The sequence below is a fragment of the Vibrio scophthalmi genome, from assembly GCF_040869025.1.
GTDB classification, from domain to species: Bacteria; Pseudomonadota; Gammaproteobacteria; order Enterobacterales; family Vibrionaceae; genus Vibrio; species Vibrio scophthalmi.
On record NZ_CP134271.1, the window covers coordinates 620578 to 637301 of the forward strand.

General features: G+C 45.5%; 18 protein-coding genes. 7 read left to right on the forward strand and 11 right to left on the reverse strand.

Annotation, left to right across the window (positions count from 1 at the left end; translation table 11 throughout):
• Positions 1–80: 80 nt before the first annotated feature.
• From RJD38_RS02735 to RJD38_RS02755, 5 genes are all read right to left on the reverse strand, one after another.
• Positions 81–1640, reverse strand: coding sequence for an AbgT family transporter (locus RJD38_RS02735; protein WP_005593281.1), 1560 nt, complete (start codon positions 1638–1640; stop codon positions 81–83).
• Between the two features lie 251 nt (positions 1641–1891).
• Positions 1892–2374, reverse strand: coding sequence for a type IV pilus modification PilV family protein (locus RJD38_RS02740; RefSeq protein WP_065545135.1), 483 nt, complete (start codon positions 2372–2374; stop codon positions 1892–1894).
• Positions 2364–2852, reverse strand: coding sequence for a hypothetical protein (locus tag RJD38_RS02745; RefSeq protein WP_231893146.1), 489 nt, complete (start codon positions 2850–2852; stop codon positions 2364–2366). The genes RJD38_RS02740 and RJD38_RS02745 overlap by 11 nt, the downstream gene beginning before the upstream one ends.
• Positions 2849–3487, reverse strand: coding sequence for a PilW family protein (locus RJD38_RS02750; protein WP_065545133.1), 639 nt, complete (start codon positions 3485–3487; stop codon positions 2849–2851). The genes RJD38_RS02745 and RJD38_RS02750 overlap by 4 nt, the downstream gene beginning before the upstream one ends.
• The gene (locus tag RJD38_RS02755) at positions 3465–3974 is read right to left on the reverse strand and encodes a GspH/FimT family pseudopilin (RefSeq protein ID WP_005593274.1); all 510 of its coding nucleotides are present in this window, start codon (positions 3972–3974) and stop codon (positions 3465–3467) included. Before RJD38_RS02755 ends, RJD38_RS02750 begins: the two co-directional genes overlap by 23 nt.
• Positions 3975–4101: 127 nt before the next feature.
• On the opposite strand from RJD38_RS02755, the gene RJD38_RS02760 reads away from it, so the two are divergent.
• Positions 4102–4521, forward strand: coding sequence for a type IV pilin protein (locus tag RJD38_RS02760; RefSeq protein ID WP_231893145.1), 420 nt, complete (start codon positions 4102–4104; stop codon positions 4519–4521).
• 109 nt (positions 4522–4630) lie between these two features.
• Here the strand turns inward: RJD38_RS02760 and dnaJ are convergent, their stop codons facing one another.
• Together dnaJ and dnaK are read right to left on the reverse strand one after the other, a co-directional pair.
• Positions 4631–5779 carry a molecular chaperone DnaJ gene (gene dnaJ, locus RJD38_RS02765; RefSeq protein ID WP_009384613.1) on the reverse strand — a complete coding sequence of 383 codons (1149 nt, stop codon included), beginning with the start codon at positions 5777–5779 and terminating at the stop codon, positions 4631–4633.
• A gap of 284 nt (positions 5780–6063) precedes the next feature.
• Positions 6064–7977: a molecular chaperone DnaK gene (gene dnaK / locus RJD38_RS02770; RefSeq protein WP_065430767.1), complete on the reverse strand. Its 1914-nt coding sequence runs from the start codon at positions 7975–7977 to the stop codon at positions 6064–6066.
• A 156-nt stretch (positions 7978–8133) separates the two neighbouring features.
• Between dnaK and RJD38_RS02775 the strand changes: the two genes are divergently transcribed.
• Both RJD38_RS02775 and RJD38_RS02780 read left to right on the forward strand, forming a co-directional pair.
• Positions 8134–8313 (forward strand): hypothetical protein, encoded by a 180-nt coding sequence (locus RJD38_RS02775; protein WP_367971394.1) that lies wholly within the window; start codon positions 8134–8136, stop codon positions 8311–8313.
• A gap of 17 nt (positions 8314–8330) precedes the next feature.
• Positions 8331–8678: a four helix bundle protein gene (locus RJD38_RS02780; RefSeq protein WP_065545130.1), complete on the forward strand. Its 348-nt coding sequence runs from the start codon at positions 8331–8333 to the stop codon at positions 8676–8678.
• Positions 8679–8877: 199 nt separating this feature from the next.
• Here RJD38_RS02780 and RJD38_RS02785 read toward each other — a convergent pair whose 3' ends face one another.
• Positions 8878–10068 carry a dicarboxylate/amino acid:cation symporter gene (locus RJD38_RS02785; RefSeq protein WP_367971442.1) on the reverse strand — a complete coding sequence of 397 codons (1191 nt, stop codon included), beginning with the start codon at positions 10066–10068 and terminating at the stop codon, positions 8878–8880.
• Between the two features lie 517 nt (positions 10069–10585).
• Entirely contained in the window at positions 10586–11191 is a 606-nt protein-coding gene (gene grpE / locus RJD38_RS02790; RefSeq protein WP_005594264.1) for a nucleotide exchange factor GrpE, read from the reverse strand.
• 145 nt (positions 11192–11336) lie between these two features.
• Here grpE and nadK point away from each other — a divergent pair, with 145 nt between their 5' ends.
• The 3 genes from nadK to bamE all read left to right on the forward strand — a co-directional run bounded on the left by nadK (position 11337) and on the right by bamE (position 15246).
• Entirely contained in the window at positions 11337–12221 is an 885-nt protein-coding gene (gene nadK / locus RJD38_RS02795; protein WP_005594261.1) for an NAD(+) kinase, read from the forward strand.
• An 848-nt stretch (positions 12222–13069) separates the two neighbouring features.
• Positions 13070–14734 (forward strand): DNA repair protein RecN, encoded by a 1665-nt coding sequence (gene recN / locus RJD38_RS02800; RefSeq protein WP_065545127.1) that lies wholly within the window; start codon positions 13070–13072, stop codon positions 14732–14734.
• A gap of 152 nt (positions 14735–14886) precedes the next feature.
• Positions 14887–15246, forward strand: coding sequence for an outer membrane protein assembly factor BamE (gene bamE, locus RJD38_RS02805; protein WP_005594257.1), 360 nt, complete (start codon positions 14887–14889; stop codon positions 15244–15246).
• Between the two features lie 75 nt (positions 15247–15321).
• On the opposite strand, the gene RJD38_RS02810 is transcribed toward bamE, so the two are convergent.
• Both RJD38_RS02810 and RJD38_RS02815 read right to left on the reverse strand, forming a co-directional pair.
• Positions 15322–15675, reverse strand: coding sequence for an RnfH family protein (locus RJD38_RS02810; RefSeq protein WP_005594256.1), 354 nt, complete (start codon positions 15673–15675; stop codon positions 15322–15324).
• Positions 15665–16108, reverse strand: coding sequence for an SRPBCC family protein (locus RJD38_RS02815; protein ID WP_065545126.1), 444 nt, complete (start codon positions 16106–16108; stop codon positions 15665–15667). The genes RJD38_RS02810 and RJD38_RS02815 overlap by 11 nt, the downstream gene beginning before the upstream one ends.
• A 118-nt stretch (positions 16109–16226) precedes the next feature.
• On the opposite strand from RJD38_RS02815, the gene smpB reads away from it, so the two are divergent.
• Positions 16227–16712, forward strand: a complete 486-nt coding sequence (smpB, locus tag RJD38_RS02820) for an SsrA-binding protein SmpB (RefSeq protein ID WP_005594253.1) — start codon at positions 16227–16229, stop codon at positions 16710–16712.
• Positions 16713–16724: the final 12 nt, after the last annotated feature.

Below are 16724 nucleotides of genomic sequence, written 5' to 3' on the forward strand. Positions count from 1 at the left end.
TATAGCGTGCCGCAAATAAAAAAAAGCCTACCCTGTCGGGTAGGCTTATAAACTTTTGTATCGACTACATTAAGCAGTGATTACATCGCGTAAGTGTACGGCGCTTGGATACCTAGAGGAATACCAATCATCCAGTATGCGATTAGGAAGATAGACCAACCAATTAGCATTGCGATAGAGAAAGGCATCATCAAAGATGCTAGCGTACCGATACCCGTCGACTTCACGTAACGTTGACAGTAAACCACAACAAGCGGGAAGAATACCATCAGTGGAGAGATGATGTTCGATACCGAGTCACCCACGCGGTATGCCGCTTGAGAAAGCTCTGGAGAGATACCCACTGCCATTAGCATTGGTACTAGGATTGGACCAATCAAAGCCCATTTCGCAGAAGAAGAACCGATAAGTAGGTTAACCGACGCCGTTAGTAGAATCATACCAACGATCGTTGCTTCACCAGACAGGTTCATCGCTTTCAGGCCTTCAGCACCGTATAACGCCAGCATAGTACCGATGTTTGACTGAGCAAATACAGATAGGAACTGTGCACAGAAGAACGACATTACAATGTATGCGCCCATGGTAGACATGGTCGTTGCCATCGCTTTGATAACGTCATTGCTGGTTTTAAACGTGCCCGCTACTTTACCGTAAACGTAACCAGGAATGATAAACAGGATAAAGATCAGTGGAACGATTGACTTCATTACTGGAGCGTCAAAAGCCGTCAATTCACCATTTGGTGAACGCAACGCTGACGTTTCAGGAATAAGTGCCGCGACAAGTAGTGCGATACCCGCCACCATCGCCCAACCCGCAGCGCGGAACGCTTTTGACTCAATAGCAGTGAACGTACCTAGATCCGGTGCTTTTTCTGCATCTTCATCCATAGGCATATTTGCTAAGCGTGGTTCAATGATCTTTTCAGTTACATACCAACCAATCAAGATGATGATGATTGAAGATAAACCCGTGAAGTAAATGTTTGCTAGTGGGTTAACAATGTATTCTGGATCTAAAACTTGAGCGGCAGATTGCGTGAAACTTGCCAATAATGGATCGATACCAGAAGGAATAAAGTTCGCTGAGAAACCACCCGATACACCAGCGAATGCTGCTGCAATACCCGCTAGAGGGTGACGACCCGCTGCGTGGAAGATGATACCACCAAGAGGGATGACCAATACGTAACCCGCATCCGCTGCTGTGTGCGATACGATCGCAACCAAGATCAGCATTGGCGTTAATAGTTTTGCTGGCGTGAAGTTCAGCATTTTCTTTAGGCCAGTCGTGATAAAGCCTGAAGAGTCAGCCACACCAACACCTAGCATCGCAACCAATACGATACCTAGTGGCGCAAAACCTGTGAATGTCGTCACCATGTTCGCAAGGAAGCTCGCAAGCGCTTCGCCCGTTAACAGGTTAGTAACTGAAAGTGCTTCACCGGTGCGAGGGTTTACAAGATCAAACGTAACGTTTGATAAAAGGGCAGATAGCACCCAAGTGATCACGAGAGCCCAGAAGAACAGAATCGCTGGATCTGGAATTTTGTTGCCGGCGCGTTCAATCGCGTTTAGGAAGCGATCCATACCACTCGGCTTTGGTGATGGTGCTTTATTTACAGCTTGATTACTCATGGTAATTCCATATGTGATGTTGTGACTTATGACCTATAGATAGAATTATTATTTCGGTCGATTGTTAGTTGTGCATTTTATTCAATTCACAACACAAAAGCACATAGTCCTGAAAGAATTTCCATATTTGGAGACATATTTTGCAAAACTGGCAAGACAACATAACAACCACAACACCAATTCACTCACAAACAGCAAACTGTATTTAACGATTATGTAAAGAATTGCAATTTTAACGTGCCAGAAGCAATTTATTGCTCATCGAACTCACTGTATCTCGATAAGTAACTGTTCAAAGAGAGCTGATGAGAGCCTACAGCAGATGATAGCGACAATACGGGTATCAATGGATGCCCTTGAACTCTTCGCGGCCAACTCACTATAACGGTGACCTGTTTTAACTCCCCCGCTAAGGCGCCACTCACACCCTTTACCTCGCAGGTCAAATTATACCGAGATCCGCTCAGAGCATTTATGCCCTGCCCACAATATTGCGGTAGCGCTAGATCGGCAAAAGCGATCAAACCAACACCGCCGCTCGTGCTCGCCGCACGAGTACGAAAGCGCTCCATTTGTTGTTCAGCCAAATGCAGTGCTTCTAAGCTATGGAGCGTAAAGCTCGTCTGCTGTGCGAGCTTCGCTTGTAAGTGGATCAAACCTAACGCTGCTACCGTGATCAAAGCAAACGAAACCATCACCTCCAATAAGGTAAAACCGTGCGCTTTACCAATCACGCCACGATCCCTGTAACCAAAAATAGACCATTTGCCCATCATGCAGTTTAGCGACCACACTTTTACTCACCAACCGTTGATGCTGCCATGCAAATACCAAACGATAGTGATGAGTCGCGTCCAGTTCGGTAAAGAGCGCTTGATGAGTTAAGTCACTCAAACAGAGACTTTGCATCTCACTCAACGCCGTTGAGCTATTTCCTTCAGTGAGTTCGGCTGGATTGACATTGGAGACTCGAAGATAGGTAAAAAGGCATTCAATGGCACCTTCAGCCATCCAGTGCAAGCGGCGCGCTGTTAGCTCATTCTGACCAATTTTGATTTGATGGAAAGTGATCCGATAGCTGCCCAATGTGAGCAGCAAAATCACGACCAGCAACAATGAGGTCAATAACAAAGTAACGGCACCTTGCTGTCGCCTTGTTGGACGTCGCAACCTGAATGAACATCGAGGCTTAATTGAAAATGATGAATTCATTGCCAATTTCTCTGCGTGACATCAACGGTTAGCTGGCGAGAATAATTAAGATCTAGACTTTGCACTGCCAGCGTTAAATGCCACAACGCAGAATGGGCGTGGCTGTTACTCAGAGGTGAAGAGGTTATGGCAAACGAGGTAACCCGTAGAACACGCTCATCAAGTAAACTGCGACACGCTTGGATCTGATGAAGGGGTTTTATTGCTGAAGATAAAGCACTCCCCTGCTCGCACACCATTAGTTTTCCGCTGTTGAGGTAATAACGCACCATTCGATAGTTATCATTACTCGCCATCTCTCGGTAATAGGCTAAGCCAAATTCACTGGCACCATTTTGCTCAATCACATTCGCGGCACTCATTAAGCGCAAGGTATGACCAAAACCATTATCGAATCCTGCACGCTGAATATCTTCCTCAATGGTTTGAAAAGCATTGCTCATCGATTGCAGCAAATAGAGTTGTTGGCTTTTTTGTCGTGCAATTTTTTGTGCAGAAATAAACAGACTGCCGACTAACGCGAGGGCCAGTGAACCTAAGGTCGCAGCGAGCATCACTTCCACCAGCGAAAATCCAGCATTTACCCGCCCTGACTTTTGCCTATCACGGTGTTTAACTGCAAACGGGATAACCATATCGATCCTCACTGCCACTGCATACTTTCACCCTTCCAGGTGGATTGGCGATGATCACACGCAGCGCGCCACTGGGATCATTGTGTGGATTAAAAGCGATATGACCACCATTAGGACGACCACGCACTCCATCAAAGCTAATGTATGCCGAATGGTAACTGTGTTGAATGCTGATATTGGCGTAAGCCGCACCATCCAAATGCAGCAATAATTGCCCTGTTGATGTAGAAGAGTCGGTAAGCGTGAGATGCCAAACTCCGCCGGTTATCCGCGTAGAGTGAGCAAATGAAAAGTGTACATAGAGCTTTTTATTGCGGGTAATCGCTTCTGACTTCGCTTGCATTAAAAATCCATTCAACGCACCAGCCAAACGCTGCATTTTTACTTTATTCAATAGCGCATCAAAACTAGGCGCAGCGAAAAACAGCAGACTCACCGTTATCGCCAAAGTGATGATCAGCTCTATTAAGGTAAAGCCTCGAACCATTTCTCAAAATCCTTTGCAAGCCGATGGGTAAGTAAATTCAATCTTGCATCCATGCTAGCAGCTCAGAAAAATAAGCGATAAAGCAGGTAGAAAGTTCTGAAAACGAATCCAATTTGACGGTGCAAACATGGCAAACAAAAGATTAAAGGCAATGACACTGATCGAGCTATTGATCGTAATGACGATAATTTCAATCATCACCAGCGTTGCTTACCCTAGCTTTAAAAGGCAAAGCATCAAAGCCAAGCGGATGGTTGCGCTGACGGACCTAAGCCGAATGCAACTCTACTTAGAAAACAGCTACAACCAAGATGCAAATCAAGACTATTCCGTAGCAAAACAGAGTGTCATCTCTGCGGCCAACTGCTTAGTTTGTCAAAGTAATACGCAGCATTATCGTTTCTCGGTGGTCATTACCGCTGACGGTTACACCTTAATGGCCTTACCGCTCAACCAGCAACAAGATGATCCATGCTTAAATACCCCAACCGATACGCTAAGTTTGAACCAAGCTGGAGTGGCACAGCCGTCAACTTGTTGGTATTAGCACTTTGATTAATATGAGTGAACAAGACAACAGATGATCAAACCATGCTGATCGCAGATACAAAAAAGCCCGCTAAATTAGCGGGCTTTCAAATCAAGTCATAACGACATTAACTGGTTAGATCATCAAAGAACTTTTTCACACCGTTGAAAAAACCTTCCGATTTAGGCTTATGCTTAGTTGCTGCATCGCCACCACAAGATTCTTCAAATTCTCTTAGCAGTTCTTTTTGACGTGAGCTCAGGTTAACTGGTGTCTCAACAACAAGTTTGACGATCAAATCGCCAATACCGCCACCACGAACGCCTTTCACACCCTTGCCACGCATACGGAACATACGGCCAGTTTGCGTTTCAGAAGGTACTTTCAGACTAACACGGCCGTCCAGCGTTGGGACTTCAACTTCACCACCCAGTGCTGCCATTGCAAAGCTCACTGGTACTTCACAGTAAAGGTTATTGCCTTCACGTTCGAAAATATGGTGCTCTTTAACATGTACTTGAACGTATAGATCACCCGCTGGTGCGCCCATTTCTCCCGCTTCACCTTCGCCGGTTAGACGAATGCGGTCACCGGTATCCACGCCTGCTGGAATCTTAACGTTAAGGGTTTTCGTCTTCTGCTTACGACCCTGACCATGACACACATTACATGGGTCTTTAATGATCTTACCTTGACCATGACAGGTAGGACAGGTTTGTTGTACTGCGAAGAAACCTTGACGCATTTGTACTTGGCCGTGGCCATGACAAGTGCCACAAGTATCTGCTGAAGTGCCTTTCTTCGCGCCGCTACCATCACAGCTATCACAATGAACCAGCGTTGGGATTTCAATCTCTTTTGATACACCACGAACCGCTTCTTCTAGAGAAAGCTCCATGTTGTAACGCAAATCTGAACCGCGCTGTGCACGTGAGTGGCCACCACCACCGCGACGACCGCCGCCGAAGATATCGCCAAATACGTCACCAAAAATGTCGCCGAAATCAGCACCACCGCCACCAAAGCCACCGCCGTAGCCGCCACCACCTTGTTCAAAGGCTGCGTGACCATATTGATCGTACGCCGCTTTCTTTTGAGGATCGGTTAGGATTTCGTACGCTTCTTTTACTTCTTTAAACTTGTCTGATGCAGTTTCATCACCCTGATTGCGGTCTGGGTGGAATTTCATCGCTAAGCGCTTATACGCTTTCTTAATTTCGCGCTCTTCTGCATCACGGCTTACGCCTAATACTTCGTAAAAATCACGTTTTGACATGTTCTAGGTCACCAAAATAATTGCTACTACCGAATGGTCACTTCAGTAGTCTGTGTATCAATCTAGATAAAAGTTCTGCCGGCTGAAACGCCGAATAAAGCTATTATCTAGATCGACAAGTCTAAATACAAATTTACGGGCGTGAGAGTTACCTCTGACGCCCGTATTAATAAGTCTTCGAGACAAATTTCTAAGCAGATAGCTTGAGTTCTAGGAGGAAGCGCGGAGCCTACGCTAGTAGGTGAGCACTTCCGACAACGAAATCAGGCTACTCTGCGACGAAATTATTTTTTGTCGTCTTTAACTTCTTCAAACTCCGCATCTACAACATCATCTTCTTGAGACTGTTGTTGTTGACCCGCTTCAGCACCTTGTTGTGCTTGAGCTTGCTGTTGAGCGATTTCCATTAGCTTTTGAGCTGCTGCTGCTAGCGCTTGAACTTTCGCATCGATTGCTTCTTTGTCGTCGCCTTTACGTGCAACTTCAAGTTCAGCGATTGCTGCTTCAATCTTCTCTTTCTCATCTGCAGGAAGTGCTTCACCAGCTTCTTCGATTTGCTTACGAGTACCGTGAATCATTTGGTCAGCTTGGTTACGTGCTGTCGCTAGCTCTTCGAACTTTTTGTCCGCTTCTTTGTTAGCTTCAGCTTCTTGAACCATTTTCTCGATGTCTTCATCGCTTAGACCGCCAGAAGCTTGGATCGTGATCTTCTGCTCTTTGCCAGTCTGCTTGTCTTTCGCAGATACGTGCAGGATACCATCCGCATCTAGGTCGAAAGTTACTTCGATTTGTGGCATACCACGTGGTGCAGCTTGAATGCCTTCTAGGTTGAATTGACCTAGAGATTTGTTCAGGCTAGCTTGCTTACGCTCACCTTGGATTACGTGGATAGTTACTGCGCTTTGGTTGTCTTCTGCAGTAGAGAAAACTTGGTTTGCTTTTGTTGGGATAGTGGTGTTCTTCTCAACAAGCTTAGTCATTACGCCGCCCATCGTCTCGATACCTAGAGACAGTGGAGTAACGTCTAGTAGCAATACGTCTGTTACTTCGCCCGCTAGTACACCACCTTGAACTGCAGCACCCATTGCTACTGCTTCATCAGGGTTTACATCGCGACGTGCTTCTTTACCGAAGAACTCAGCAACTTTCGCTTGAACCATAGGCATACGAGTTTGACCACCCACTAGGATAACATCTGTGATGTCGCCTACTGATAGGTCTGCATCTGCTAGAGCAACTTTTAGAGGCTCTAGAGAACGTTGTACTAGGTCTTCAACTAGAGATTCTAGTTTCGCACGAGTCACTTTAACGTTCATGTGCTTAGGACCAGTTGCATCTGCAGTTACGTAAGGTAGGTTTACGTCAGTTTGAGTAGTAGAAGAAAGCTCGATCTTCGCTTTTTCTGCTGCTTCTTTAACACGCTGCATTGCTAGAGGATCAGTCTTAAGATTGATGCCTTGCTCTTTTTGGAACTCGTCAACTAGGTAGTTGATCATGCGAGTATCGAAATCTTCACCACCAAGGTGAGTGTCACCGTTAGTTGCTAGAACTTCGAACGTTTTCTCGCCTTCTACTTCATCGATTTCGATGATAGAGATATCGAATGTACCACCACCAAGGTCGTATACTGCGATAGTGCGATCGCCGCCTTTCTTATCAAGACCGTATGCAAGTGCTGCTGCAGTTGGTTCGTTGATAATACGTTTAACTTCTAGACCTGCGATACGGCCAGCGTCTTTAGTTGCTTGACGTTGTGCATCGTTAAAGTATGCAGGAACAGTGATAACAGCAGCAGTAACTTCTTCACCAAGAAAATCTTCTGCTGTTTTCTTCATTTTTTTCAGGATTTCAGCTGAAACTTGAGGAGCAGCCATTTTTTGGCCTTGCGCTTCTACCCAAGCATCACCGTTGTCTGCCGCTACAATTTTGTAAGGCATGATTTCGATGTCGCGTTGAACTTCTTGATCTTCAAAACGACGACCGATCAAACGCTTGATTGCAAATAGCGTGTTAGTTGGGTTTGTAACAGCTTGGCGCTTAGCAGGTTGACCTACTAGTGTTTCACCGTCTGTGTATGCAACAACAGATGCGGTTGTACGCTCGCCTTCCGCGTTTTCAATTACGCGTGGTTTGTCGCCGTCTAAAACTGCAACACAAGAGTTAGTAGTACCTAAATCAATACCAATGATTCTACCCATCAGGCTATCTCCGAATAAATTCTATTTTATTTTGCTCTATCCCATATGTGGGGATAGAGAATTGGGTTTCAACCCTTGCTCACAAACAAACATTGTTATGTTTGCTTCTTGTATGCACCTTAGATAAGGGCGTCAAAACGCATTTCAAGGGAAAAGGTGAAAAAAAATAAAAAAAAGAGGCGAGAAGCGAGAAGCGAGAAGCGAGAAGCGAGAAGCGAGAAGCGAGAAGCGAGAAGCGAGAAGCGAGATTATTTTGTTTTTGCCGGAAAAATGAATCAACTCCTATTTACCGCAACTTTTTACACACTCTCACCATCAGCCAAAGCGCCAAACTAAACTTTTTAACAAGTTCTATGAAATACGAAAAACTCGACGTATGGAAAACCAGTTTTGAACTCTGTAAACGAACCTATATTGGCGTACAACATATGCCAGACTACTCATTTCGGGATCAAATTCGTCGCTCTAGCATTTCCATACCAAGCAACATAGCTGAGGGCGTGGAGCGCACAAGCCCCAAAGAAACCGCTTATTTTTTTAATGTCGCAAAAGGATCGGTAGGCGAACTCAAAACCCAACTGTTATTAGCCGCCGAGCTCAAATATATCCACCCTCGCCTATGCAATGAGCTTTGTACCAACTGTGAAGACATCGCTCGTATATTGGGAGCCTTGATCATCAAACACAGAACAAAAGCTTAAGCTTCAATCTTTCTATTTTTCTCTCACCTCTCTTCTTTTCTCTACTCTCGCTTCTAAAATCTTGCTCTTTTCTCTGCTCTCGTCTCTACAATCTCGCCTCTTCTTTTCTCTATTCTCGCCTCTCTTTTTCTCCACTCTCGCTTCTATCAAAAAAAAAACGAGCCACTTGGGCTCGCTTTCTAATAACCAATCCAATTACTTACGCGTTATTCGCAGCAAGCTCAGCTTCCATCGCTTCAGCGGTGAGGCCAATCTCACCCTCAGACTTCGCCACAATGGTATTCACCGCCGTGTCACCAACGACGTTAGATGCGGTACAGAACATGTCGTTGATACGGTCAACGGCGGCAACAATCGCCAAGCCTTCTGGTGGAAGACCTAATTGGTGCAAGATTACGCCAACCATCACCACACCGCCGCCCGGTACACCACCCGCGCCAATCGATAGCAATAACACCGTAAAGCCAAGCGTAACTAAGTCCGTCACATCAATCGGCTGACCAAACGCATTGGCACAAAAAACCGCGGCAATCGCGATGTAGATAGAAGCGCCTGCCATGTTCATGGTTGCACCTAGTGGTACACCAAAACCAGCCACCGACTTTGATACGTTCAGCTTATCCGTCAACGTGCGCATCGTAACGGGAATAGTCGCATTCGAGCTGGCCGTCGATAATGAGAACAACACCTGCTCACGGGTTTTACGTGAGAACTCACGCGCTGAAATACCAGTAAACAGTTGCACAGCCAGCGGATAAACCACAAAGATCCACAACACCAACATGCTAACCACCAGTGCAACATAACCCGCTACCGAAGCAAGCGTATTCGCATTCAGTGTTGCGCCAAGTTGGATCATTAGCGCAAAGACACCGTAAGGCGCTAGGCTCATCACCAAGCCGATCAACTTCATCATAATCGCGTTAGCAACGTTAAAGGTTTTGACCGCAGGGCCACCTTTTTCATCCAGCGCTTGAATGGCAAGACCTGTCAAAATTGCCATAAAGATGATTTGCAGCATATCGCCATCGGCAAACGCTTGAACCGGATTGCTTGGCACGATGTTAGTCACCATCGAGAAAATATCGGGGGTTTCGGTCGATTTCAGAGCCACGGCATCTGAGATCGTGCCCGCTAAGTGAGCCCCTGCACCTGGTTGGACAATCATTGCCACACTCAAGGCCGCTACAATCGCAATCACGGTGTTAAAAATGTAAAGAGCAAAAGTTTTGCCACCGAGACGACCAAAAGAGCGAATATCTTTTAATTCAACAATGCCGCAAACGATCGACACGTAAACCAAAGGCACGACGAGTAACTTGATCAATGAAACAAACATCCCACCGACACCTTCAGCAGTGCCGAGTAAGTACGTATCAAAAATCGCGATACCGCTAAATAAGTACTAAATCGCCGTTCCCAGCAGCAAGCCAGAGAACAAGCCGATAAAAATCTTACTTGAAAGCGATTTATCCATTCTAAATCTCCCAAATGTTGTATTTGCTGATATTTTTATTTTTATAAATCCCGTCATTTGCGACGAGCAACACGGATGATACACAGCAAATTAACAATTAAAAGACTCTGTTTACATTTTTATCACCAAGCAATACTTGATCATCCTATAGACATCTGAGTACATAGAGCACGCATATTTGCTCACCTAGAGCGCCTATTTATTTTTTGACCGCCACAACAATCTCCTTCTAATTAGCTGAATTTAATCTACTCCTTTTAATCATTCATGAACCAGAACACTCACTATTCATGCAGACAAATTTCATCGTCTTCACCGAAAAATACTCAACTCGCTTGCGATAAAAATGACAAAAGTGTGAACTTGGGACATAAAAAAACGCCCTTCCAAAAGAAAGGGCGTTTCAAATTTTTACTCAATGGTATGAGCGTTATTTCGCAACCATTACCATTGCAGGGCGAACTACGCGACCGTTTAGCTCATAACCTTTTTGCATTACAAACATCACAGTGTTTGATGCATGATCAGGGCTTTCTTGAATTGACATCGCTTGATGGTATTCAGGATTGAACGCTTCACCTTCAGGGTTGATCTCTTTTAGACCAAACTTCGCTAGTGTATCAACGAATGTTTTGTGCGTTAGCTCAACACCTTCGAATAGCGGCTTAACGGCTTCGTTCTCAGCATCTGCTGCTGCGATAGCGCGTTCAAGGTTATCGATTACTGGAAGCAGTTCTTCAGCAAACTTGTTCAGTGCGTATTTACGCGCTTTATCAACTTCTTGCTCAGCACGACGACGCATGTTTTCAACTTCTGCTTTCGCACGAAGTACACCATCTTGCTGCTCTTTGATTTTCGCTTCACTTGAAAGTAACGCCGCCTCTAGTTGAGCAATTTTCGCTTCTTGCTCTTCTAGCGCAGTTCCTTCGTTCCATTCGATATCTGCGTCTGTACCAACTGCTTCAACGTCAGCTTGCGCTGCGTTTTGTTGCTGCTGTAGTTCTTCTTCTTGGATTTTTTTGTCTTCGTTGCTCATGATATCTCCAGAATTCAACGTTTTGTGCAACCTACACGTCACGATTATTCGCCGTTAACTACACAAAAACTCGCATATTTAGCGCACTTGCCATTATTATGGGGATGAAGATTATCGATTCAAGCCCATTTCGGTCGGAAAAGCTATGAAAAAACCTTTTGAAGTGATCGCCATCATTGGAAAACCTAGAGATCAGCAGGCAATTCAAACTCATAAAGAATTGTATGACTGGCTAATGGAACAAGGTTATCGCGTATACATTGATGATAGATTGAGCGAAATTCTTGACGATGTACCTCAAGAACATTTTGCCAGTTTAATTCAATTAGGCAAAGCAGCAGATCTTGCGATCGTCGTGGGTGGTGATGGCAATATGCTGGGCGCAGCCCGTGTGCTTTCACGCTTTGATATCCGTGTGATTGGTGTCAACCGTGGCAATCTGGGCTTCTTAACCGATCTCAATCCAGAGGATTTCCATTCTACGCTTAAAGCAGTATTGGATGGCGAATACATTGAAGAAGAGCGTTTCTTACTTGAAACCGAGATCCATCGACACAAGCAAATCAAAAGTCATAACGCGGCCTTAAACGAAGCTGTCCTTCACCCAGGACAAGTAGCGCGAATGATTGAATTTGAAGTCTATATTGATGATACGTTCGCCTTTTCTCAGCGCTCTGACGGTTTGATCATTGCGACGCCTACTGGCTCGACCGCGTATTCACTTTCCGGCGGTGGCCCGATCCTCTCGCCTAGCTTAAATGCAATTTCGTTAGTGCCTATGTTCCCACATACGCTTTCAAGCCGCCCACTAGTGGTCGATAGCAAGCGCCGCATCAAACTGATTGTTTCGCCGGATAACCGCGGCACCCAAGAAGTAAGCTGCGATGGGCAAGTCTCTTTACCGGTTTCTCCAGGTGATGAAATTCATATCTACCAAAGCCCAAATATGTTGACCTTGATTCATCCAAAAGATTACAGCTACTACCACGTACTGCGTAGCAAGCTCGGGTGGTCAAGCAAACTGTTCTAACCCCGCTTTGGTTCCTCCAAAAGCTAGATTCCCTACCACGCGACTACGTCGCTGTAGGGAATGACCGTTTAGCGATAAGCAGCGTAACTCCGCTTTTCCCCTCTCAATTTATCTACCTAACCTCTCGCTTCTCGATTCACCCACCATCGTCATTCTCGAGAGCGAGGTACGAGCGAGTCGGGAATCTTTCTCTCGTTTCCAAATTCTCGCATCTCAACTCAAACCTCTCGCTTCTCAATCCACCCACCACCATCATTCTCAAGAGCAAGGCACAAGCGAGTTGGGAATCTTTTTCTCGTTCCCCCATTCTCGCCTCTCGATTTCTCTGCCTAACTTCTCGCCTCTCAATCCACCCACCATCGTCATTCTCAAGAGCGAGGCACGAGCGAGTCGGGAATCTTTTTCTCGTTCCCCCCATTCTCGCCTCCTTCTCGATTCTTGATTTCTCTACTCTCTCTAATCTCTGCTCAAACCTCTCGCTTCTCAATCCACCCACCACCGTCATTCTCGAGAGTGAGGCACGAGCGAGTCGGGAACCTTTTCTCGTTTCTCCATTCTCGCCTCTCGATTTCTCTGCCTAACCTCTCGCTTCTCAATTCACCCTCCACCATCATTCTCGAGAGCGAGGCACGAGCGAGTCGGAAACCTTTTCTCGTTTCTCCATTCTCGCATCTTTCTCGCTTCTCGCTTCTCGCTTCTCGATTTCTCGACTCTCGTATCTCGCCTCTCTCTTTTCACAGCATCCTGATCTTGTTCACAAAATTTTTTTCACCAGTGACTTTACTGTATAAAGAAACAGTATATACTGACGTTATATACAGTATTGTTCATTTAAACAGGTAATCAAAATGCTGGCTCATCTAAGTGTTAATAATTTCGCTATTGTTAAATCTTTGCAGCTAGAGCTCTCCAAAGGAATGACCACCATCACCGGTGAAACGGGTGCGGGTAAATCTATCGCTATTGATGCACTTGGCCTTTGTCTTGGCGGTCGCGCTGAAGCAGGCATGGTGCGACAAGGTGAAGAAAAAACCGAAGTGAGTGCGGCTTTTTCATTGGAGAACAACGTCCATGCCATGCGCTGGCTAGAAGATAACGAACTGTTAGATGGCAATGACTGCATATTGCGCCGCACCATTACCAAAGATGGTCGCTCGCGCGCGTTTATTAACGGCAGCCCGGTTCCCCTTTCGCAACTCAAATCTCTTGGGCAATTGCTGATTAATATTCACGGCCAACACGCACACCACCAGTTGATGAAAAGTGATTATCAGTTGGCGATGCTTGATCAATACGCCGGACACCTTAACTTGCTGAAAAATACCCGCAACGCTTACCAAACTTGGCGTCAGGCGGATAACAGCCTCAAGCAACTACGTGAAAACAGCGCGCAAAATCAGGCGCAAAAGCAGTTACTTGAATACCAAATTAAAGAGCTTAACGAACTCTCTCTTGGCGAGGAAGAATATGAACAACTCGAACAAGAACATAAACGACTGTCCAATAGCGGCGATCTTGCCAGTACCTGTCAGCAAGCCATCGAACTTATATACGAAGGCGAAGAAATTAATGCGCTTAGTATTTTGCAATCAGCCAATCAGTCCCTAATTCAACTGGCAGAACTTGACGAACAATTGGCAGAACTGCCTAACATGCTGTCAGAAGCGATCATCCAGATAGAAGAGACCAACAACGAATTGCGTAGCTACCTTGACAGCATTGATGTTGATCCCGCGCGTATGGCTTTTGTCGAAGAGCGTTTTTCAAAAGTGATGTCGATTTCACGCAAACACCACGTGTTGCCTGACGAGCTCTACCGCCATCACCAAGATTTGCTCGCGCAAATCGAACAGCTTGATTGCTCAGATGAAAAACTCGAAGAGCTTGCACAAGATGTAGAAACCAAATATCAAGCCTTTGGTGCCAGCGCCGAAAAACTCAGTAAATCTCGCTGCCGTTATGCCAAAGAGCTGAATAAATTGATCTCCGCCAGCATGCACGAACTGAGCATGGAAAAAGCGCAATTCAGCATAGACGTGAATAGCCAAGGAGCACACCCATCACCATTAGGCCTAGATAGCGTCTGCTTTGTGGTTTCAACTAACCCGGGACAACCGATGCAACCAATCGCCAAAGTCGCCTCAGGTGGTGAACTGTCGCGTATTTCATTAGCCATCCAAGTGATCACCGCACAAAAAGTGGATACACCAAGCCTAATTTTCGATGAAGTCGATGTGGGTATCAGCGGCCCAACAGCAGCTGTGGTTGGCAAAATGCTGCGTAAATTGGGTGAATCGACCCAAGTGATGTGTGTTACCCACTTACCGCAAGTTGCCGGTTGTGGCCACCAGCAGCTGTTCGTTGCCAAACAGACCAAAGCAGGCAAAACCGAAACGCAAATGCACCCGCTATGTGAAGAAAAACGCGTCGCAGAATTGGCGCGATTGCTTGGCGGCAGCCAGATCACTGAATCAACACTGGCCAATGCGCGTGAACTACTGATTGCCGCTTAATCGCAGTTTTTTCGTAAAATACGTATCGACTTTGCAACCTAACTCAAAAATCACGGTCTGAACTTATTCAAAACAAGATGAGTTTTTTACATTAAGGCCAAGCTTGTTTATTATCAGCGCAGTTTAAAATGGATAGTTACAAGAATTTGAGTATGCAATTGAAAAAGTGGCTTATCATAGTACCGCTCGCCATGACAATGCTGACGGGTTGTTCACTATTAGAAAAATTGGTTTATCGTATTGATATCAACCAAGGTAACTACGTCGAGCAATCAGCGGTAGATCAACTAAAGTTTGGTATGAGTAAAGAACAGGTACGTTACGTGCTAGGTTCGCCAATGCTGGTCGAAAATGGATACCCGAACACTTGGTATTACATTTACCTTCATACGAAGGGCCATGACGCTCCAATCCAGCATGACTTGATCGCAAACTTTGACGACCAAGGACGCCTAGTTGAAGTAACTGGAGACTTCCCAGTTAGCGGCGCTTTTTTTGAAAGCATCAACTAACCAAACCGTAGAATCTAAAAAGCTCGCCATTGGCGAGCTTTTTTATTTGTCACATCGTCTTGAAACAGATGGAAATTAGTCTGTTTTACGCATCAAGTTTGGTTTGCCACCTGTCACAGGATCAGCAACGCCCGACGCCTTTGCTTGCTCAGCACGCTTACGACGGATCTCTTTAGGATCTGCGAGTAATGGGCGATAAATCTCAATACGATCGCCATCACGAACTAAAGCATCTAAACGAACATTACGGCTAAATACACCCACCTTGTTCTGTTTTAAATCGATCTCAGGATAAAGCTCTAACACGCCAGATTGCGCGATAATATCTTCAACGATCATCGACTTATTCACCACAAGCGTAAACACACGCTGCTCTTGTGGCAGTGCGTAAACCACCTCAACGTGGATCATTTCCGACTCAATACTCATAACACTCGTACACCTGTTTGGCACGTTTGGTAAATGAACTCACCATATTACCGGTCAACTCATTGAATATTTTACCAAAAGCAATTTCAATCATCTTACTCGAAAACTCAAACTCAAGTTTAAGTTCCACTTTGCAGGCTTGCTCATCTAACGGAGTGAAGAACCACCCCCCTTTCAGGGTTTTAAACGGGCCATCAACCAAGCTCATCAAAATTGCCTCACCTGCGACTAACTCATTAGACGTGGTAAAGGTTTTGCTTATTCCGGCTTTAGAAACATCGACCGAAGCAACCATACCCGACGCGCTTGATTCAAGAATGCGCGATCCAGAACATCCGGGTAAAAACTCTGGGTAACGAGCCACATCGTTCACCAGATCAAACATCTGCTCTGCACTAAATGATACCAACGCAGAACGGCTGACTTGCTTCATATAATCTCCTCAAGACGAACATTCAAAACGTATGTTCGTAGCAATTTTACTTTTATTTGCGGTGAGCGCAAATAAAGGGATATGCTAACCCCACTGTGCACCGTATAATGCAGCTATTATGGCAAAGAAAAAAACAAAACAAAAAGCGGGTAGCAATACCATCGCGCTTAACAAGAAAGCTCGCCACGAATACTTCATTGATGATGAAATTGAAGCTGGCTTGGAGCTACAAGGCTGGGAAGTGAAAGCCCTTCGCCAAGGTAAAGCTAATATCGCAGAAAGCTATGTGTATATGCGTGACGGTGAAGCCTTTGTCAGCGGAATGACGATCACTCCTCTTAATCAAGCATCGACTCACGTTGTCGCGAACCCTACTCGCGTTCGTAAGCTCCTAATGAGCCGCCGTGAACTCGATAACCTAACTGGCAGAATCAACCGTGAAGGTATGACTTTGGCGGCACTCGCACTTTACTGGTCTCACTCTTGGGTGAAGATTAAGATTGGCGTAGCCAAAGGTAAAAAACTTCATGACAAACGTACTGATCAAAAAGAAAAAGATTGGGCTCGTGAGAAATCGCGCGTAATGAAGAGCTCATTGCGTTAAACTTGACCACTT